The sequence below is a fragment of the Thermoactinospora rubra genome, from assembly GCF_002093975.1.
GTDB lineage: Bacteria > Actinomycetota > Actinomycetes > Streptosporangiales > Streptosporangiaceae > Nonomuraea > Nonomuraea rubra_A.
Map to the genome: position 1 here is coordinate 1 of NZ_MSZZ01000074.1, position 18,142 is coordinate 18,142.

Consider the following 18,142-nt stretch of genomic DNA (forward strand, 5'->3'; position numbering starts at 1 on the left):
CCTCACCGAAGCCGTGGCGTGAGGTTGACACAGGGAGTATCACAGCGGCGACCCCACCGCGAACACCCACCGCATCACAGCGACAACCCCACCCCCATCGTGAGCGCCTTCACAGCGGCAGCCTCGCCCTGACCGCGAACCCTCTCCCGGGGAGCGGCCCGGCCGTGAACGCTCCGCCGTACATCATGACCCGCTCCCGCATGCCGAGCAGCCCGTGGCCCGGCTCGGCCGTGCCGCCCGGTCCGTCGTCGGTCACCTCGATGCTGAGCTCGTCGCCCGCCTCCACCACGACCGTGCAGGACGCTGGGGCCGCGTGCCTGACGACGTTGGTGATCGCCTCCTGCACGATGCGGTAGGCCGCCAGCTCCACTCCGCCGGGCAGCGGGCGGTCCACCCGCACGTCCAGCGAGACGTCCACCCCGGCCAGCCGCGCCCGGTCGGCCAGCTCCCGCAGCCGGCCGAGGCCGGGAGCCGGATGCAGCTGCGGCTCGGTGCGCAGCACGCCGAGCATCCGCCGCATCTCGGCCAGCGCCTCCTTGCCGACCTCCTCGATGACGCGCAGGGCGGCCTTGGCCTCCTCGGGACGACGGTCCACGACGTGGTTGGCCACGCCCGCCTTCACCGCGATGAGCCCCACGCTGTGGGTCACCACGTCGTGCAGCTCCCTGGCGATCCGCAGCCGCTCCTCCATCACCGCCCGCTCGGTCTCGCGCGCCGCCAGCATCCTGCGCTCGCGTACGGCGGAGCCGACCGTCCACGCCCCCGCCAGCGCGGCGACGCCCAGGACGCCCTCGACCACGGCGTCGAGCCACGCCGGGCGGGCCTCGGCGGGCGCGCCGCTGACGAGCAGCAGCCCCATCAGGGCCAGCGTCGCGATGCCCAGCGACGTCACCGGCGCCCGCGGGCGCTCCGACAGCGCCACGACGTAGAGCGCGTAGGCGGGCGCGAGGAAGGCGTAGTCGACCAGGTGCAAGGCCATCGCCGGCACGGCCGCCGCCAGCACGATCGCGAAGACCGCCCGCGGCCACACCCGCCGCACGGCCAGGGGCAGGCCCAGCGCGGCGGCCGGCGCCCAGCCGCCGGTCGAGGTGGACAGGACCAGCGAGAAGGCCACGGCCGCCACGCAGTCGAGCGCGATGAGCTGGCTTCGCGTCAGCCTGGTGGTGAACACGCCTCGACGGTACCCAGGCGGCCCGCGCACGGCGTCATACCTGGGTCTGATGTGGATAACCGGATTCGGAGCGCGGTCCGATGTGGACAGGCCGTGCCGTACCCGAGCCTGGTCGGCGTGATCGAAGTGAGAGAGCTGACCAAACGGTACGGCGGCACGACCGCCGTGGACGGGCTGTCCTTCCGGGTACGGCCCGGCCTCGTCACCGGCTTCCTCGGCCCCAACGGCGCCGGCAAGTCCACCACGATGCGCCTGATCCTCGGCCTGGCCGCCCCGACCTCCGGCGAGGCCCTGGTGAACGGCGTGCGGTACGCCTCGCTGCGCCGTCCCCTGCACGAGGTGGGTGCCCTGCTCGACGCCACCGCGGTGCACGGCGGCCGCAGCGCCCACGACCACCTCCTCGCCCTGGCCGCCAGCAACGGGATCGGCGCCGCCCGCGTCGCCGAGGTGCTCGCCCGGGTCGGCCTGTCCGGCGTGGCGCGCAAGCGGATCGGCGGCTTCTCGCTGGGCATGAAGCAGCGGCTCGGCATCGCCGCGGCGCTCCTGGGCGATCCCGGCGTGCTGCTGTTCGACGAGCCGGTCAACGGGCTGGACCCCGACGGCGTGCGCTGGATCCGCGAGCTGCTGCGCGGCCTGGCCGCCGAGGGGCGGACCGTCCTGCTGTCCAGCCATCTGATGAGCGAGATGGCGCTGACCGCCGACCACCTGATCGTCATCGGCCGCGGCCGGCTGCTGGCCGACACCTCCATGGCCGACCTCGTCGGCGGCCACGCCTCGCTCGAGGACGCCTACCTGTCGCTGACCGCCTCCAGCGTGGAGTACCGATGAGGCGTGGAGCACCGATGAGGCCTGGAGCACCGATGAGGAACGTCCTGACCTCCGAGTGGATCAAGCTGCGTTCCGTGAGCTCGACCCGCTCCACGCTGGCCGTGGCCGCCTCCATGATCGTGCTCGGCGCGGCCTGGACCTGGTATGTCCGCGGACTGGCCGAGGAGCGCGGGTCGGTCCAGGCGGCGGCGCCCGAGGAGGGGTTCCTGCCGCTGCTGCAGATCTGCCTGGGCGTGCTCGGCGTGCTGGCGGTCACCGCCGAGCGGGAGACCGGCTTCCTGGCCGTGCCCAGGCGGCGCGTGCTCCTGCTGGCCAAGGCCGCGGTGGTGGCCGGGATGGCCTTCGCGGCGGCGGCCGGGATCCTGGTGGCCACCCATGCGCTCAGCCGCCTGATCGCCGGTGACCGCTCGCTGGGCTTCGAGGACGCGCCGCTGAGCGCGCTGCCCGCCGCCGCGCTGTCGGCCACGGTGGTCGCCCTGGCCGGGCTGGGGCTCGGCGCGGTGACCCGCTCCACGGCCGGGGGGATCGCCTCGGTGGTGGGCGTGCTGTTCGTGCTGCCGGGAGTGGTGGCCTACCTGCCGTCGCCGTGGAACACCCGCGTGGGGTCGCTGCTGCTGCCGAACCTGGCGCCGCAGATCGCCGGCGAGCGGATCTCGCGGCGGCTCGGCGACGGGCTGCTGCCTCCGGCCGTGGCGGTGGCCGTCCTGCTGGGGTACGGGGTCCTCGCCGTGGGGGCGGCGCTCGTCTCGATCACCCGGAGGGACGTGTGACCGTCCTGGCCGCCGAGTGGATCAAGCTCAGGTCGCTCCGGTCGACGTGGGTCGTCCTCGCGATCGCGCTGGGCGCAGTCCCGCTCGCCCTGCTGCTGGCGTGGTGGGCCGCCGGCCTCTACGACGCCGCCCCGCCCGCCCGGCGGCCGTCCGCCCGGGTCGCCGAGCTGGAGGACGTGGTGCTCATCGTGCCGCAGCTGGGCGTGGGCGTGCTCGGCGTGCTGGCGATGACGTCGGAGTACGCCTCCGGGCTGGTCGCGAGCACCTTCGCGGCCGTCCCCCGGCGGTGGCCGGTGCTGGCCGCCAAGGCCGCCGCCGTCGCCTCCTGCGGGCTGGTCGTCGGGCAGGCCGTGATGTTCGCCGCCGCGTACGGCACGCGCGCCGTGATCGGGGAGCGCTTCCAGGACCTGACGCCGGTCTCCGGCAAGGTGACGCTGCTCGTGGCCTCGGGCGTGTCCGTGGCGGTGTTCGGGCTGCTCGGCCTGGGGCTGGGCGCGATCCTGCGCCACGCCGCGGCGGCGGTCGCGATCCTCGTGGGAGTGCTTTACGTCGTCCCCATCGTCGTCGCGCGGTTCCCCGAGCCGTGGGGGCGGCGTCTGGGGTCGCTGATGTTCGGCGGCCTGCCGGGCCAGATCGCCGGCGCCGACATGACCAACAGCGTCTTCGGCGCCCTGCTGCCGCCCTGGGCCGCCACGGTCGCGCTGGCCCTCTACGCCGGGGTGCCGCTGCTGGCCGGGGCGTGGGCGATGAGGCTCAGGGACGCCTAGCGGCTCGCCGGATCTTCGTGTGCCGGTACGGCTGGGCCGTACCGGCACAGATCAGATCAGACCAAATCAGACCAGCTCAGACCTCGACCACCACGGGGATGATCATCGGGCGGCGGCGGAAGCTCTCGTTGACCCAGCGGCCGACCGTGCGCCGCACCACGCGGCGGATCTGCTGCGCGTCCACCACGCCGTCGGCCGCGTTGTCCTCCAGCGCCTTCTCGACCTGCGGAATGATCTCCTCGAACTGGGCCTGGTCGATGCCCGAGCCCCGCGCGTGGATCTCCAGCGGCGCGGCGACCTTGCCGGTGCTGGAGTCGACCACCACGACGACCGAGATGAAACCCTCCTCGCCCAGTATCCGCCGGTCCTTCAGCGACACGTCGGTGACCTCGCCCACGCTCAGGCCGTCGACGTAGACGTACCCCGCCTGGACCGCGCCGACGATCCGGGCCCTGCCGTCGACGAGGTCCACCACGACGCCGTCCTCGGCGATCACGATGTGGTCTTCCGGGACGCCGGTCAGCGCGGCCAGCTTGGCGTGCGCCCGCAGGTGCCGCCACTCGCCGTGCACCGGCATGAAGTTCGAGGGCTTGGTCAGGTTCAGCACGTACAGCAGCTCGCCGGCGGCGGCATGGCCGGAGACGTGCACCATGGCGTTGCCCTTGTGCACCACCCGGGCGCCCCAGCGGGTCAGGCCGTTGATCACGCGGTTGACCGCGGTCTCGTTGCCCGGCACCAGGCTGGAGGCCAGCAGCACCGTGTCGCCCTCCGCGATGCGGATGGGGTGGTCGCGGTCGGCCATCCTCGACAGCGCCGACATCGGCTCGCCCTGCGACCCGGTGCAGATCAGCACCACGTCCTCCGGCGGCCACTCCTCGATCTCACGCGAGTCGACGACCAGCCCCGGCGGGACGTGCAGATACCCCAGGTCCATGGCCACGCCCATGTTGCGGACCATGGAGCGGCCGATGAACGCCACCTTCCTGCCGTGCCGGTGCGCGGCGTCCATCACCTGCTGCACGCGGTGGATGTGCGAGGCGAAGCTGGCCACGATCACCCGCTTGGCGGAGGTCCTGATCACCTCGTCGATGACCGGGCCGATCTCCTTCTCGCTGGTGACGAACCCGGGCACCTCGGCGTTCGTCGAGTCGGACATCAGCAGGTCGACGCCCTCCGCGCCGAGCCTGGCGAACCCTCCCAGGTCGGTCAGCCGGCCGTCGCTGGGCAGCTGGTCCATCCGGAAGTCGCCGGTGTGCAGCACGATCCCCGCCGGGGTGCGGATCGCGACCGCGAGCGCGTCGGGAATGGAGTGGTTGACGGCCAGGAACTCGCAGTCGAACGGGCCGAAGCGGTGCCGCTCCCCCTCGACCACCTGGTGCTTCACCGGTTGGATGCGGTGCTCGGTGAGCTTGGCCTCGATGAGGGCCAACGTCAGCCTGGACCCGACGAGCGGGATGTCGCGCCGCTCACGCAGAAGGTACGGCACCGCCCCGATGTGGTCCTCGTGGGCGTGCGTCAGGACCACGGCCTCGATGTCGTCGAGCCGGTCCATGACGTAGTCGAAGTCGGGCAGTATCAGATCGACCCCGGGCTGCTCGAGGTCGGGGAACAGCACGCCGCAATCGACGATCAGCAGGCGCCCGCCGTACTCGAAGACGGCCATGTTCCTGCCGATCTCCCCCAGGCCGCCGAGCGCGACGATGCGCAGCCCGCCCTGCGGCAGCGGCGGTGGCGGACCCAGTTCAGGGTGCGGGTGACTCATGCATGTCCTTTCCTCCCCGTTTTCTTACACATCTGCTAGCTTCACCCCTCCGGCGACCAGGCATGCGCGCAGCTCGGCCGTCTGCTTGTCGTCGGCGGCCACCAGCGGCGGACGCAGCCCGCCCACTGGCCGGCCGACCAGGGCCAGCGCCGCCTTCACCATGATCGCGCCGCCGGCGCGCATCATGATCCCGTCCACGACGGGGATCAGCTGCTCGTGGATCCGCCTGGCCTCCTCGACCCGGCCGCTCCTGAAGTGGTCGATCATGGCGGCCAGCTCGGCGCCGACCACGTGGCCGATCACGCTCACGAACCCGGCGGCGCCGTGGGCGAGCCAGGCCAGGTTCAGCGCGTCGTCACCCGAGTAGAAGACCAGGTCGGTGGCGGTCATCACGGTGGAGCCGGCGAACAGGTCGCCCTTGGCGTCCTTCACCGCCACGATCCGCTCGTGCTGGGCCAGCCTGATCAGCGTCTCGGTCTTGATGGGAACGCCGCTCCGGCCCGGGATGTCATACAGCATAACCGGCAGGCCGGTGGCGTCCGCGACCGCCGTGAAGTGCTGGTACAGGCCCTCCTGCGGGGGCTTGTTGTAGTACGGCGTGACCACCAGCAGGCCGTGCGCGCCGGCCCGCTCGGCCGTCCTGGCCAGCTCGACGCTGTGGTGGGTGTCGTACGTCCCGACCCCCGCGACCACCGCCGCCCGGTCACCCACCGCCTCCAGCACGGCTCTGAGCAGGCGTTCCTTCTCGGCGTCGCTCGTGGTCGGCGACTCGCCGGTGGTGCCGCTCACCACCAGGCCGTCGTTGCGCTGGGTGTCGACGAGGTAGGCGGCCAGGGACTGGGCGCGCTCGTAGTCCACCGCGCCGTCGGCGGTGAACGGGGTGACCATCGCGGTCAGCATGCGGCCGAAGGGTGCGTCGGAGGTTCCTGCCATAGAGCGAACGGTACCCGGATTCCCCAGCCCGGAGGACCCCGGCTCCCCTCATCCGGTACGGCCCCGCCGCGTGGAAGAGGTCGCCGATATGTGCTCGGGGGTACACACATCGACGACCTCTAACGGACAATCGACCGCCTCCGCCGTGGCGTTACACGCGATCCTGGGAATTTCATGGGGCAAAGTTGGCACTCCATTTTCCGCCGATGACGGTAGGTTACCTGCCCAATACGGCAACATGGGGCAACGCCTCACTACAAGGACGGTCTCGTTGGGCACCTCCGATCCGGTCTACCTGCGCGTCGTCGAAGACATCCGACGACAGATCAACGACGGCACCCTTCCCCCCGGCGCGCCCATCCCCTCCAGGGCGCAGCTGACCCGCAAGTACCAAGTCGGCGAGACGGCCGCCCGTCACGCCCTGCGCGTGCTGGCCAACGAGGGCCTCATCGTCGGCCGAGTCGGCTCCGGCCACTACGTCCGCGAACGCCCCGACCTGATCCCCCTGCACCGCTGGCGCCATCTCGAACATCCCTCCCCCTTCGCCGCCGACCTGCTCACGCAGGGCCGCCGCGTCGCCTTCGACAGGCACTCGGAGGTGGCCGAGGCGGGGCCGGTGATCGGCGCGCGGCTGCGGCTGGAGGAGTCGGCGCGGGTGGCCCGCACGCACTACGTCTACCGGGACGAGGGCAAGGCGGTGCAACTGGTCACCTCGTACGAGCCGGTCGAGCTGGCGGGCGACGACGATCGCCGGAGCGTCATCGCGCGGATGTACGCCCACGGGATCAAGATCTCGGAGATCGTGGAGAGCGTGCACACCCGGGTTCCGCAACCGGCCGAGAGCGACGCCCTGGCGCTGCCGGCCGGGGTGCACGTGCTGCACGTCGAGCGGACGCACTGGGCGGGCGACCGCCCGGTGGAGACGAGCGACATCGTGATCCCCGGGGACCGGTTCCGGGTGGTCTACTCGCTGCCGCTGTGACGCCGGCGCCCCGGCGGGCGCCCGCCTGTGGCGTCCGGACGCCCGCCGGGGAAGGTCACCGGTGCTCGCCGCCCGCCACGCGAGTGTCCGCGGCGGCGGCCGGGGCGGGCGGCGCCGGGGGCGGCAGCAGGAAGCAGGCCGGCAACGCCACGGCGAACAGGGCGAGGCCGATGAGCAGGCTGGTCTGCGCGGCGCCGGCGGAGTCGCCGCCGGCGGCCAGGCGGCCGAAGAAGGCGGTGCCGACGGTGGCCGGTCCCGCGGCCATGCCGAGTTGCACGACGGTGTTCACCACGCCGGAGGCCGCGCCGGCGTCGGCCGCGTCCGCCCCGGTGAGCGTGATCAGCATCAGCGATGACGCGCCGAGGCCCAGGCCCGCGCCGTACAGGAGGATCGGGACGGCCAGCTGCCAGGGCGTCAGGCCGGTGCCGTACCCCGTCACCACGGCGATCATCGAGGCGGTCCCGGCCAGCAGCAGCGCCAGGCCCGTCATGGGCAGCCTGCGGCCCAGCTTGGCGGCCATCGGCATGCCGACGCCGTTGCCCGCCACGATCCCCACGGTCGCCGGCAGCATGGTCAGGGCCGTCTTCAGCGGCGAGTAGCCCAGCCCGTCCTGCAGGTGCAGGGTCAGGACGAAGAACGCGCCCATCCCGCAGTAGAAGATCAGCATGACGAGGACGCCGACCGCCATGGGACGGCTGCGCAGGAGGCCGGGCCGGATCAGCGGCTCGCGCCCGCGCCGCTCGCGGGCCCGCTCCAGCGCGGCGAACAGCGCCAGCAGCGGGAGCGCGGCGGCCATCAGCAGGAAAGCCCAGGCCGGCCAGCCCAGCTCGCGCCCCTGGACCAGGGGGTAGAGCACGGCGAGCAGCGCGGCGGCCAGCACCAGCACGCCGGGCACGTCGGCGCCGCCGCGACCGGGACGGCGGGGCGGCGGCATGACGAGCATGGCCCCGACGGCGGCGGCCAGGGCGACGGGCACGTTGACGAAGAAGATCGTCCGCCAGTGCCAGCCGAACAGGTCGGCCTGGGTGAGCAGGCCGCCCAGCAGCGGGCCGGCCAGTCCGCCGATCGGGAACGTCATGCCGTAGAACCCCATCGCCTTGCCCTGCTCGGCCTGGGGGAACTCGGCGTGGATGAACGCCAGCACCTGCGGCACCATCAGCCCGGCGAAGACGCCCTGCGCGACGCGGGCCGCCAGCAGGACCGCCACGTCCGGCGCGAGGCCCGCGGCGAGCGAGGCGGCGCCGAAGCCGGCCGTGCCCAGCACGAACATCGCGCGGTGGCCGAAGCGGTCGCCGAGGCGGCCACCGGTGATCAGGGTCAGGGCGAACGCCAGCGTGTAGCCGGTGGCGGTCCACTGCAGCGCCGAGGGCTGCGCGCCCAGATCGCGCTGGATGGTGGGCAGCGCGATGGTCACGATCTGGTTGTCCACCATGTCCATGAACACCGCGGTCAGCAGCAGGGCGAGCGCCGCCCAGCGGCCCCGGTACGGCTCGGCCGGTCGTGTGGGTTCCCTCGTCATCTCGGCGCCTCCTCGGGGTGGGGGCGCGGGGTGGTGCGCCCGATCAAGAGTGTCATTCGTCAGTTTGATTCTGTCAAACAGATATATGATTGAGTTCGGCGACTGGATGGCAGAATGCTGGACATGACGACAGAGCGCCGGGTGCAGGACGAGGCGGACAAGGGCACGACGGGACGGCGGGCGACGCGGCGGGCGCCTGCCCCGCACGAGCGGCAGCGCGACCCCGAGCGCACCAAGGCGCGCATCCTCGACGCCGCGATCGAGGAGTTCTCCGCCAAGGGCTTCGCCGGCGCCCGGGTGTCCGAGATCGCCGCGCGCGCCGGCGTGAACCAGCAGCTCATCGCGTACTACTTCGACGGCAAGGAGGGCCTGTACCGGGAGATCGGCCGGCGCTGGCGGGCCTACGAGGCCCAGACGATCCCCGACGACATGGGCTTCGCCGAGATGGTCAAGCACTACGTGCGGGCGAGCGTCGACCCCCGGCTCGGCGGGCGCCTCCTCGCCTGGGAGGGCCTCGCCGACACCGGCGCCGACGAGGACGAGGAGGAGGCGCGGGAGCGCAACGCCCGGCTGCGGCACGAGGTGGAGCAGCTGCGCGAGCGCCAGCGGGCCGGCGAGCTCGACGACCGGTTCGACCCGGCCGCGCTGCTGCTCATCGCCATGAGCGCGGGCAACGCCCTCGCGGTCTACCCGCAGCTGGCCCGCGGCCTGTTCGGCGCCGACGGCAGCTCACCGGAGCTGGTCGAGCACTACGCCGAGCAGCTCGCCCGGCTGATCGCCCGCCTTGGACGTATCGAAGATCGGTAGGCGCTTCCCGCCCCGCGACTGTCGGTCCTCGCTGCTACAACCTTTCCGGTGCCAACCGGAGGTGTGGATGCGAGTCAAGGACCTGCCCGTCAGCGAACGCCCGCGCGAACGCCTGCTGTTCCACGGCCCGGCCGCCCTCGCCGACCGCGAGCTGCTGGCCCTCCTGCTCGGCTCCGGCTTCCGCGGCACCAGCGCCGTCGACCTCGCCGCCCGCGTCATCGAGCACTGCGGCGACCTGGCCTCGCTGTCCCGTTCCGAGGCCCACCGCCTGCTCGCCGTCCCCGGCGTCGGCCCCGCCAAGGCCGCGCGGATCGCGGCCGCCTTCTGCCTGGTACGGCGGGCCGAGGCCGAACCCTCCGCCAAGCGCGTCACCAGCAGCTCCGACCTGGCCTCGGTGGCCGCTCCCCTGCTGCGCGGCCACACACGCGAACGCCTGGCCGTCGTCGTGTGCGACTCCCGCGGGGGCGTGCTGCGCCGTACCGTCCTGACCGAGGGCGGCTCCGACCACACCTCGGTCCCGGTCCGCGAGATCGTCACGGCGGTGCTCACCTCGGGCGGCGCCGCGTTCGGCATCGCCCACAACCACCCCAGCGGCTCCCTCGACCCGAGCCCGGCGGACCTGGAGGCCACCATCCACCTCGCCGCCGCGGCCGAAACGGTCGGCCTGCGCTTCCTCGACCATCTGATCGTCACGGACACCGCGTGGCGCCGCGTCTCCTGGAGCGACGGGAAAGATGCCTAGTGTGGCGATTGGCGAAGCGACACGACGAGCGATCCCGCGACGCGATGAGCCGTCTTCTTTCTCGCCGCGTGCCGTACCTGCAACACTGGGCTGGGTCCCGCGCGACCCGGAGGCGCGGGACCCAGCCCTCCCCGATCTCGCCGCCGCCGAGGCGTGGGCGCGACCAGGGCGGCGAAGGTCCGGCAGGGCGCATGGGATGACCCTGCCGGACCCAGGGGCAGCGCATGCGCGCGACCCCGCGACTCGTGGACGGCCACCACACGTCATCCACGAGCCGAGTCAGGGAGTGCGGGCGACAAGCGCGGATGGCCGGTTTGCCCCGAGCCGATCCAGGAGCGTCGAGGCAAACCGGAGATCACGAAGCCAAGATGAGTGCCCCACACACCGGAAAGCCGGCGGCATGCAGAGCCAGAGAAAGGTTCGCGATCATATGATCTCGCCCTTCAACACCCTTCTCCACAGCTCACGCGCCCTGCTGGCGATAAGCCACTCCGACTCCTGGACGATCGTCTTGGACCCGCCGGTGACCGTCCGGCGGATGAACATGAGTCCCCCGGCCGCACAGAGCTCGTAGGACACCGACTTCAGATCGGAGGACATGTAGTCATGAACGCGAACACGGCTGACTCGAGGAACGGCCCGCCTCCAGGTGATCTCGACTTCAGCGCCATCCACACAAGGAGCATACGTCTGCTTGTCTAGTTCCGTCCATTCAAGCAAAAGCTCTCGTCTATAAAGGTGAACCGTTTTGAGCCCTCTCGTACTCGTTCGTCTATCTTGCGAGCGTGCTCGACTACGATGGCGACACCTATATCTACGTGCAGATAGCCACGATTCTGCGCGACCGAATCCGGGGCCTCAGCTCTGGTCAGCCCGTGCCGAGCGAGGCGGACATCCAGCGGGAGTTCGGCGTCGCACGGGCCACGGCGCGCAAGGCGATCCACATCCTGCGCGAAGAGGGCTTGATCTACACCGTCCAAGGTCAGGGCACCTTCGTCGGCACTCCGGACGACGCGCCGCGCCAGCCGCGCAAGACACCGCTGTACCAGCAGATCGCGCAGGAGATCGCCGACGAGATCAAGAGCGGGAGGTACCAGCCGCGACGGCCGATTCCGGGAGAGGCGACCCTGGTGCAGCGCTACGAGGTGGCCAGGGAGACGGTCAGGAAAGCGATGGCCGCCCTGCGCGAGCAGGGCTGGATCTACACGGTGCCGCAGCGCGGCAGCTTCGTCTCGCCGAAGGAGTCATGGCCGGACGACTAGAGTCGACTGCTTGTCTGCGGACGTGCAGACTAGGGCCATGCTGGATCGCGAGGGCCCCGTGCCCGTCTACCGGCAGATCGCCGACATCCTTCACCGGAAGATCAAGAACGGAGAGCTGAGACCCGGCGATCCGATCCCCAGTGAAGCGGCGCTGGAGGCCGCCTACGAGATCGCCAGGACGACCGCTCGCCGCGTGGCCCGGGAACTGCGCGACCGTGGCGTCGCCCACACCGTGCGGGGCGAGGGCACGTTCGTCGGCCCGCCCGGCCATCCACGGGCCGCCGATCGTGTGCCCGTCTACGAGCGCATCGCCGACGAGCTCACCGGCCGCATCAAGCACGGCGAGCTGTCACCGCTCCGGCCGATCCCCAGCGAGAAGACCCTGATCCAGCAGTACGGCGTGGCGAAGGCGACCGTGCGCCAGGCGGTGAAGCTGCTCAGGGAGCGCGGCTGGGTGTTCACCGTCGCCTATCGCGGGACCTACGTCCGTGAGCGCAACGAGTGGCCGGACAACGCCTGAGGGGTCGTCTCGGCGGCTTCGTGTCCCCCGAGGGATCATGGCCCGATGACCGATGACCGCTTCACCCAGCTGATCGCCGAAGCGCTCCGGACACCCTTCGAAGGGTGGGACTTCGGAGTCTTCCAAGGGCGCTACGACGAAACCGGCAGCCTGCCGTGGAGCTACGAAGCGCTCGTGCGCGACCACCTCGGCCAGGCGGCGTCCCTGCTCGACCTCGGCACGGGAGGCGGTGAGCTGCTGGCGTCGCTCGCGCCCCTTCCGGCACGTACGGCGGCCACGGAGGGGTATGCCCCGAATGTGCCGGTCGCGCGGCGGCGGCTCGGGCCGTTGGGCGTGAAGGTCGTGGAGGTGGATGACGACCGCCTGCCTTTTCCGGATAAATCATTTGATCTGGTGATCAATCGGCACGAATCGTATGACCCTGGCGAGGTCCGCCGCGTCCTGAAGAAGGGCGGCACCTTCCTCACCCAGCAGGTCGGCGGGCGGGATCTGCACGAGGTCAACGAGGCGCTGGGCGGGCCGCCGAACGAATGGCACGCCTGGGACCTGCGGCAGGCGACCGAGGGACTCCTCCAGGCGGGATTCGAGGTCACCTGGCGAGAGGAGGCGCGCGTCCCCGCGGTCTTCCGCGACGTCGGCGCCCTGGTGCTGTACCTGCGCCTCATCCCCTGGCAGGTTCCCGGCTTCACCGTCGAGCGGTACGGCGAGCGCCTCAGACAGCTCCACGACGGCGGCTTCCCCCTCCACGTCACCTGCCATCGCTTCGCCGTACGGGCCGTCGCGGCATGACCGCGCAGGGGGAGGACGCCCGCCGGACGCCTCCCCCTGCCCCGGTGACGCTTGTGGCTCAGAGCTCGATCGTGTGCGTGGTCCTGGTCCCCAGCAGCCGGTTGTTGAGGTAGAACCAGCACTTGGCCTTGTAGTGGTCGCCGTTGGTGCCCCGGATGCGCGGCGTGAGGTACAGGATCGCGTTGTTCTGGGACTTGCTGTAGATCCCGTGCTGGTGCCAGTAGAAGCTGTGGCGGTGGATGGGGCGGCAGGTGATCGCGTACAGGCCCCGGCCGCAGCCGCCCGCGCCGGCGCCGATCTGGTAGACCGTGTTGCTCCGGCGCCAGATGTTGGCGGACATCCGGCACGCCGAGGACGCCGCCGACGACACCACCGAAGACACCGGCGGCGACGCCGAGGACCACCCAGGGGCCGCCTGAACGGTCCCGCCGGCCCAGGCGGGTGAGGCGAAGGCGAGCGTGGTGGCGCCCAGGACGGCGAGGCTGCTGACGACGCGGTTGATCATTGTCGACCTCCTTGACGGCGGTGGAAACGATGGCGGAAGGCTCCGCACCGCCGAGGCTGGCCGCGCCGTACCGACCTTGAACAGGCCCGCACGTTGCGCATTAATAGCGGCAACAGCGACAACAACCGCAGCAACCCCCCTTCCGGGAGGAAGCCAGTGGCACGAGGAGGACGCAGAGACCGCCCGATCGACCGCGACGCCGGTCCGGTCGCCGAGTTCGTCGACGATCTGCGCCGCCTGCGCGGTGCCCTGTCGCTCCAGGAGATCGGCGACCGCATGGGGTACCACTCCAGCACGGTGTCCAGGCGGCTGAGCCCGGGCGAGCGGCCGCCGCTGGACTTCGTCCGCGCCTACGTGACCGCCTGCGGCGGCGACGTGGAGTCGTGGGAGGAGCGGTGGCACGCCCTGGAGCCGGAGGGCGGCGGTCCGCCCGTGGGCCCCCGCCGTGCCCGCCCGTGGTGGATCCTCGCCGTCGCCGCGGCGATCGCGACCGCCGCGGTCGCCGCTTGGTTATGGATCGTGCCGGAGCCCACGCCGCGGGCCGCCCCGGCCACGAGCCCGTCCCCGCCCGCCCCCTCCCACGGCTTCACCTGGCAGATCGAGAGGATGCTGTCCCGCCTCAGCTCCCGCACCTGGAGCCAGCCCGCCGCCGGCCGCGTGGAGATCTGGGCGAACCTCTCCTGCCCGCGGCCCGGCGGCGCCTACTGGATCGCCCTGCGGCCAGGCGGCGACCCGGTGCGCTTCGCGTGCGGCTCCTGGCAGTACCACCAGTGGCCGAACGTGCCGGCGGGCATCCACCACTTCGAGGTGTGGAAGGACAACGACGGCCTGCCCCTCAGCGGCGAGGGCGTGCTGCGCTCCACCATCCCGATCGTCGAGCAGCCCAAGGCCGGCTAGAACACCGGGATGATGTCCTCCGGATCGACCACGTCGACCTGCACGCCCTCGATGTCCAGCTCCGGGATCGCCGGGAACGCGATCCCCCAGCGCTCGACGATCGCCCGGACGCGCGCCATCGCCTGCCGCCAGTTCTCGGCCTGCTCCTCGTACGACAGCACCCCCAGCCCCGCGTCCCTGGCGTGATCCATCAGGACGCGGTGGTTGGGCAGGAAGTACGGCGGAAGCTCCCAGAAGCCCTCGGGCGGCTCCCACAGGATCATCGACAGGAACACGAAGCCCGCGCGCAGCTGGCGGGTGATGAGCGAGCGCGTCTCGTCGGTGAGGCCCGGCCACTCCTTCTCCAGGATCGTCATGCAGATCTGCAGGTGGCGGGACTCGTCGCGGCCGATGCGCTGGAACATCTCGCTGAAGACGGGATGCGTCGTCCCTGACGCCATGCCGCGGAACAGCGTCGAGGCGGCCATCTCCCCCATCATGAAGCTCGTGAACAGCACCGGCAGCGTGTACTTGCCCACGGCGGCGCTGTAGCCGTGCCAGTAGCGGCCGCCATTGTGGTACAGCCAGCCGATGTTGTTGTGCGCCGCCCGCTCCAGGTCGTCGGTGGGAGTCCAGTTCAGCGGGCCGCCGGGCCACAGCCGCGCGATGGTCCGCTGGCAGCACTCCTCGTGGTTCATCTCGTCCCGGGTGATGGAGAAGAAGCACTTCCTGACCGGGTCCTCCTCGTGCTTCTCGAAGGCCTGGATCGTCGCGCGGGCGAAGACGGCCGGGCCCGAGGCGTCGAAGTTGGCCAGCACGGAGAACCAGTACATGATCCCCAGGCGCTGCTCCCGCGTGAAGTCCTCGGGCCGCAGGCCGTCCCAGGGCAGGTCGGCGGGGTTCCAGACCACACGCTTGGACTTCTCGTAGATCTGCGCCAGCTTCTCGGTCTCGACCCGCCACTCCATCGGGTAGATGTTGGGCTGGGGGATCTCGGGCGCGGGCCAGAAACCGCCCTCGGGGATCGTGAGGTCAGCCATCGTTGTGACACCTCCTGCCCCCATCCTGTGCCCCGCCGTCATGTCTTTCAAGCCGCCGCCTGTCTTCAGGGCCTTTCACGTACGGCTGCGCTGGGTCACCGCCACGCAGACGAGGACGGCCAGCGCCCCGGCCACGGTGGCCCAGCCGTACCTCTCGCCGAGCAGCAGCCACGCCCACACCAGCGTGAGCAGCGGCTGGAGCAGCTGGGTCTGGCCGGCGCGGGCGATGCCGCCCAGGGCCAGGCCGGCGTACCACGGCAGGAAGCCCAGGAACATGGAGATCAGGGCGACGTAGACGAATCCGGCGATCGCGTCCCAGCGCGGGGTGATCTCGGTGGTCGCGGCGAGGACGGCGGAGACCGGCAGCGTCACGGGCAGGGAGATCACCAGGGCGTAGGAGATGACGCGCCAGCCGGGCGTGGCCTGGGTGAGGCGGGCGCCCTCGGTGTAGCCGACGGCGGCCGACAGCAGCGCGCCCACGAGGAGGAGGTCGGCCCAGGTCGCGCCGCCGCCGCCCTGGGCGAGCGTGAAGACCGTGATCGAGACGGCGCCCGCCGTACAGGCCGCCCAGAACAGGGGGCGCGGGCGCTCGCCGGCGCGCAGGACGGCGCAGACCGCCGTGGCGGCGGGCAGCAGGCCGATGACCACGGCGGCGTGGGAGGCGCTCGCGCCCAGGTGCAGGGCCAGGCTGCTGAAGACCGGGAAGCCGAAGACGACGCCGCCGGAGATGAGCGCGTAGGCGGGCCATTGGGCGCGTGGCGGCAGCAGCGGCAGGCGGGCCAGGCGCAGGCAGGCGAGGGCGACGAGACCGGCGACGGCGGCCCGTCCGACGGCCACCAGCCAGGGGTCGAAACCGCGCATCGCGAAGACGGTGGCCGGGACGGAGCCGGAGAAGGCCAGCACGCCCAGGAGCGCCAGCAGCGTGCCCCGCCGCGCCTGCGCCCCAGCCCGCGACACCACAGCAGGGTCCCGCCCTGCCTGTGCCCCGGTCCCAGCCGCCACAGGTTCCCGGCGGCCGTCCGCCCGCGGAGCGGCCGGAGCCCGCGGGTCCCGGTCCGCCGAGGAAGACGTCCGGGCGATCGCCTCGGCGAGACCCGGCAGCTCGTCGCTCCGGATCGCGAAGGGAACCGCTATCGCGCCATTCTCAATACCGCTATTCTTATTCCTCATGAAAGACGATAGCAGTATCGCCTCGCTCGCCGCGATACTGCGCCGGGAGGCGGCCAGGCTCCGGCCGGGCGACCGTCTGCCCTCCAGCCGCGAGCTGATGCGCCGCCACAACGTCAGCCCCGTCACCGTCTCCAGGGCCATCGGCCTGCTCGCCGCCGAAGGCCGCGTGGTCACCAAACCCGGCAGCGGCGCCTTCGTCGCCTCCCCCGCCCCGCGGGCCGCGGAGGCGCCCGACCTGTCCTGGCAGACGGTCGCGCTCGGCGACCGCGTGGTGGACGAGTCGGGCGTCGCCGCGCTGCTCGCCGGCCCTCCGGAGGGCGTGATCCCGCTGACCGGCGGCTACCTCCACCCGCCCATGCGCCCCGACAAGCAGCTCGGCCAGGCCGCCGCGCGGGCCGCGCGCAGGCCCGGCGTCTGGGCCATGCCGCCCGTGGCCGGCCTGCCGGAGCTGCGCAGGTGGTTCGCCGCCCAGGCGGGCGGCGGCGTGACGGCCGCCGACACGCTCATCGTGAGCGGCGGCCAGGCCGCGCTGACCCACGCCTTCCGCGCGCTGGCCGCCCCCGGCACGCCGGTGCTCGTCGAGACCCCCACCTATCCGGGCGCGCTGGCCGCGGCCAAGGCGGCGGGCCTGCGGGCGGCCGCCGTACCGACGGACGAACAGGGGGTACGGCCGGACCTGCTGGCCGAGGCGTTCGCGGTGACCGGCGCCCGGGTGTTCTACTGCCAGCCGACCGTCCACAACCCGACGGGCGCGACCCTGCCGGGGGAACGCCGCGAGCAGATCCTGGAGACGGCCAGGCGGCACGGCGCGTTCGTGATCGAGGACGACTACGCCCGCTACCTCACCCCCGCCGCGCCGGCCCCGATGGTCGCGATGGACAGGCACGGCACCGTCGTCTACGTCAACTCCCTCACCAAGATCCTGTCCCCCAGCCTGCGCGTGGCAGCCGTGATCGCCCGCGGCCCCGCCGCGCGCCGCCTGCGCGCCAGCCAGCTGGTGGAGTCGTTCTTCGTGGCCAGGCTGCTGCAGGAGACCGCGCTGGAGTTCGTCACCTCCCCGGCTTGGGCCCGGCACCTGGCGGCCGTCCACGCCGACCTCCTCGCCCGCCGCGACGCGCTGGCCGCCGCGATCGCCGCCCGGCTGCCCGCCGCCCAGCTGCACCTGCTGCCGATCGGCGGCAAGCACCTGTGGGTACGGCTGCCGCCGGAGGTCGACGAGGCGGCCCTGGTGGAGGCGGCCAAGCGGCACGGCGTGCTGGTCAGCCCAGGCAGGATCTACTACCCGGCCGAGCCGCCGGGACCGCGGCTGCGCCTGACCCACAGCGCCACCGCGCACCTGCCGGAGCTGGCCGAAGGCGTCGAGAGGCTGGCTCAGGCGCTGGCGAACACCTCGTAGTGCTCGACGGTGAGCTCCTTGTCGACCAGGTAGCGGTCGTCCTCCAGGTAGAAGACGGCCCGCGAGGGGTCCTCCCCGGCGAACGCCTTGATCGCCTCCCACGACTCCCACAGCGAGATGAGGAAGAACTCCACCCGGTCGCCCACCTGCCGCCGCGTGAAGTACACGCCGTGGTTGCCGGGCGTGCCGGTGTAGCCGGGGAATCCCGTGCGCAACAGGTAGGACTCGTAGGCCTCGGCGTCCTCGGGCCGCGTCCAGCCCCGCCACGTGCGGATCACCATGATTTCGCAACCTCCTATGGAC

General features: G+C 72.0%; 19 protein-coding genes and 1 pseudogene. 11 read left to right on the forward strand and 9 right to left on the reverse strand.

The features are described from left to right. Positions 1-109: 109 nt before the first annotated feature. The gene (locus BSB02_RS36095) at positions 110-1,171 is read right to left on the reverse strand and encodes a sensor histidine kinase (protein WP_084965498.1); all 1,062 of its coding nucleotides are present in this window, start codon (positions 1,169-1,171) and stop codon (positions 110-112) included. A 117-nt stretch (positions 1,172-1,288) separates the two neighbouring features. On the opposite strand from BSB02_RS36095, the pseudogene BSB02_RS36100 reads away from it, so the two are divergent. The 3 genes and pseudogenes from BSB02_RS36100 to BSB02_RS36110 form a co-directional block, all read left to right on the forward strand. Continuing rightward, positions 1,289-1,939: pseudogene (locus tag BSB02_RS36100) on the forward strand (ABC transporter ATP-binding protein); the annotation flags it as partial. 92 nt (positions 1,940-2,031) lie between these two features. Beyond that, positions 2,032-2,769 carry a hypothetical protein gene (locus BSB02_RS36105; RefSeq protein ID WP_084965499.1) on the forward strand — a complete coding sequence of 246 codons (738 nt, stop codon included), beginning with the start codon at positions 2,032-2,034 and terminating at the stop codon, positions 2,767-2,769. Next, positions 2,766-3,536 carry a hypothetical protein gene (locus tag BSB02_RS36110; protein WP_084965500.1) on the forward strand — a complete coding sequence of 257 codons (771 nt, stop codon included), beginning with the start codon at positions 2,766-2,768 and terminating at the stop codon, positions 3,534-3,536. Before BSB02_RS36105 ends, BSB02_RS36110 begins: the two co-directional genes overlap by 4 nt. 76 nt (positions 3,537-3,612) lie before the next feature. Here BSB02_RS36110 and BSB02_RS36115 read toward each other — a convergent pair whose 3' ends face one another. Beyond that, the gene (locus tag BSB02_RS36115; RefSeq protein ID WP_084965501.1) at positions 3,613-5,298 is read right to left on the reverse strand and encodes a ribonuclease J; all 1,686 of its coding nucleotides are present in this window, start codon (positions 5,296-5,298) and stop codon (positions 3,613-3,615) included. 24 nt (positions 5,299-5,322) lie between these two features. Then, positions 5,323-6,231 carry a 4-hydroxy-tetrahydrodipicolinate synthase gene (dapA, locus tag BSB02_RS36120; protein ID WP_084965502.1) on the reverse strand — a complete coding sequence of 303 codons (909 nt, stop codon included), beginning with the start codon at positions 6,229-6,231 and terminating at the stop codon, positions 5,323-5,325. A gap of 271 nt (positions 6,232-6,502) precedes the next feature. Here dapA and BSB02_RS36125 point away from each other — a divergent pair, with 271 nt between their 5' ends. Further along, positions 6,503-7,213 carry a GntR family transcriptional regulator gene (locus BSB02_RS36125; protein ID WP_084965503.1) on the forward strand — a complete coding sequence of 237 codons (711 nt, stop codon included), beginning with the start codon at positions 6,503-6,505 and terminating at the stop codon, positions 7,211-7,213. Between the two features lie 55 nt (positions 7,214-7,268). On the opposite strand, the gene BSB02_RS36130 is transcribed toward BSB02_RS36125, so the two are convergent. After that, positions 7,269-8,732, reverse strand: coding sequence for an MFS transporter (locus BSB02_RS36130; protein WP_084965504.1), 1,464 nt, complete (start codon positions 8,730-8,732; stop codon positions 7,269-7,271). Between the two features lie 123 nt (positions 8,733-8,855). Between BSB02_RS36130 and BSB02_RS36135 the strand changes: the two genes are divergently transcribed. Then, on the forward strand, positions 8,856-9,539 hold the full coding sequence (locus tag BSB02_RS36135; RefSeq protein ID WP_084965533.1) for a TetR/AcrR family transcriptional regulator: 684 nt from the start codon (positions 8,856-8,858) through the stop codon (positions 9,537-9,539). A 67-nt stretch (positions 9,540-9,606) separates the two neighbouring features. Next, positions 9,607-10,281 carry a JAB domain-containing protein gene (locus BSB02_RS36140; RefSeq protein ID WP_084965505.1) on the forward strand — a complete coding sequence of 225 codons (675 nt, stop codon included), beginning with the start codon at positions 9,607-9,609 and terminating at the stop codon, positions 10,279-10,281. Between the two features lie 426 nt (positions 10,282-10,707). Here BSB02_RS36140 and BSB02_RS40915 read toward each other — a convergent pair whose 3' ends face one another. Next, positions 10,708-10,881 carry a hypothetical protein gene (locus tag BSB02_RS40915; protein ID WP_158088842.1) on the reverse strand — a complete coding sequence of 58 codons (174 nt, stop codon included), beginning with the start codon at positions 10,879-10,881 and terminating at the stop codon, positions 10,708-10,710. Between the two features lie 185 nt (positions 10,882-11,066). On the opposite strand from BSB02_RS40915, the gene BSB02_RS36145 reads away from it, so the two are divergent. Genes BSB02_RS36145 through BSB02_RS36155 form a run of 3 tightly spaced genes read left to right on the forward strand, consistent with a single transcriptional unit; the run spans position 11,067 to position 12,852 of the window. Then, positions 11,067-11,543 (forward strand): GntR family transcriptional regulator, encoded by a 477-nt coding sequence (locus BSB02_RS36145; RefSeq protein ID WP_084965506.1) that lies wholly within the window; start codon positions 11,067-11,069, stop codon positions 11,541-11,543. A 37-nt stretch (positions 11,544-11,580) separates the two neighbouring features. Then, positions 11,581-12,063 carry a GntR family transcriptional regulator gene (locus BSB02_RS36150; RefSeq protein WP_084965507.1) on the forward strand — a complete coding sequence of 161 codons (483 nt, stop codon included), beginning with the start codon at positions 11,581-11,583 and terminating at the stop codon, positions 12,061-12,063. Between the two features lie 45 nt (positions 12,064-12,108). Beyond that, complete coding sequence (locus BSB02_RS36155; RefSeq protein ID WP_084965508.1) at positions 12,109-12,852, forward strand: class I SAM-dependent methyltransferase; 744 nt, start codon at positions 12,109-12,111, stop codon at positions 12,850-12,852. A 58-nt stretch (positions 12,853-12,910) separates the two neighbouring features. Here the strand turns inward: BSB02_RS36155 and BSB02_RS36160 are convergent, their stop codons facing one another. Further along, positions 12,911-13,357, reverse strand: a complete 447-nt coding sequence (locus tag BSB02_RS36160; protein ID WP_084965509.1) for a hypothetical protein — start codon at positions 13,355-13,357, stop codon at positions 12,911-12,913. 156 nt (positions 13,358-13,513) lie between these two features. On the opposite strand from BSB02_RS36160, the gene BSB02_RS36165 reads away from it, so the two are divergent. Next, the gene (locus BSB02_RS36165; RefSeq protein ID WP_084965510.1) at positions 13,514-14,254 is read left to right on the forward strand and encodes a helix-turn-helix domain-containing protein; all 741 of its coding nucleotides are present in this window, start codon (positions 13,514-13,516) and stop codon (positions 14,252-14,254) included. On the opposite strand, the gene BSB02_RS36170 is transcribed toward BSB02_RS36165, so the two are convergent. Together BSB02_RS36170 and BSB02_RS36175 are read right to left on the reverse strand one after the other, a co-directional pair. Then, positions 14,251-15,273 (reverse strand): hypothetical protein, encoded by a 1,023-nt coding sequence (locus tag BSB02_RS36170; protein WP_084965511.1) that lies wholly within the window; start codon positions 15,271-15,273, stop codon positions 14,251-14,253. The genes BSB02_RS36165 and BSB02_RS36170 overlap by 4 nt on opposite strands. 75 nt (positions 15,274-15,348) lie before the next feature. Continuing rightward, positions 15,349-16,230 (reverse strand): DMT family transporter, encoded by an 882-nt coding sequence (locus BSB02_RS36175; RefSeq protein WP_240506961.1) that lies wholly within the window; start codon positions 16,228-16,230, stop codon positions 15,349-15,351. A gap of 211 nt (positions 16,231-16,441) precedes the next feature. On the opposite strand from BSB02_RS36175, the gene BSB02_RS36180 reads away from it, so the two are divergent. Next, entirely contained in the window at positions 16,442-17,839 is a 1,398-nt protein-coding gene (locus tag BSB02_RS36180; RefSeq protein ID WP_084965513.1) for an aminotransferase-like domain-containing protein, read from the forward strand. On the opposite strand, the gene BSB02_RS36185 is transcribed toward BSB02_RS36180, so the two are convergent. Next, entirely contained in the window at positions 17,815-18,120 is a 306-nt protein-coding gene (locus BSB02_RS36185) for an antibiotic biosynthesis monooxygenase family protein (protein WP_084965514.1), read from the reverse strand. The two genes, BSB02_RS36180 and BSB02_RS36185, sit on opposite strands and share 25 nt — an antisense overlap. Between the last annotated feature and the right edge of the window lie 22 nt (positions 18,121-18,142).

Bases quoted from the DNA above. Each gene is read 5' to 3' on its own strand.
- dapA (WP_084965502.1), bottom strand. From the start codon at position 6,231: ATGGCAGGAACCTCCGACGCACCCTTCGGCCGCATGCTGACCGCGATG.
- BSB02_RS36185 (WP_084965514.1), bottom strand. From the start codon at position 18,120: ATGGTGATCCGCACGTGGCGGGGCTGGACGCGGCCCGAGGACGCCGAG.
- BSB02_RS36105 (WP_084965499.1), top strand. From the start codon at position 2,032: ATGAGGAACGTCCTGACCTCCGAGTGGATCAAGCTGCGTTCCGTGAGC.
- BSB02_RS36155 (WP_084965508.1), top strand. From the start codon at position 12,109: ATGACCGATGACCGCTTCACCCAGCTGATCGCCGAAGCGCTCCGGACA.
- BSB02_RS36150 (WP_084965507.1), top strand. From the start codon at position 11,581: ATGCTGGATCGCGAGGGCCCCGTGCCCGTCTACCGGCAGATCGCCGAC.
- BSB02_RS36130 (WP_084965504.1), bottom strand. From the start codon at position 8,732: ATGACGAGGGAACCCACACGACCGGCCGAGCCGTACCGGGGCCGCTGG.
- BSB02_RS36180 (WP_084965513.1), top strand. From the start codon at position 16,442: ATGAAAGACGATAGCAGTATCGCCTCGCTCGCCGCGATACTGCGCCGG.
- BSB02_RS36115 (WP_084965501.1), bottom strand. From the start codon at position 5,298: ATGAGTCACCCGCACCCTGAACTGGGTCCGCCACCGCCGCTGCCGCAG.
- BSB02_RS36140 (WP_084965505.1), top strand. From the start codon at position 9,607: ATGCGAGTCAAGGACCTGCCCGTCAGCGAACGCCCGCGCGAACGCCTG.
- BSB02_RS36170 (WP_084965511.1), bottom strand. From the start codon at position 15,273: ATGGCTGACCTCACGATCCCCGAGGGCGGTTTCTGGCCCGCGCCCGAG.
- BSB02_RS40915 (WP_158088842.1), bottom strand. From the start codon at position 10,881: ATGTCCTCCGATCTGAAGTCGGTGTCCTACGAGCTCTGTGCGGCCGGG.
- BSB02_RS36135 (WP_084965533.1), top strand. From the start codon at position 8,856: ATGACGACAGAGCGCCGGGTGCAGGACGAGGCGGACAAGGGCACGACG.
- BSB02_RS36160 (WP_084965509.1), bottom strand. From the start codon at position 13,357: ATGATCAACCGCGTCGTCAGCAGCCTCGCCGTCCTGGGCGCCACCACG.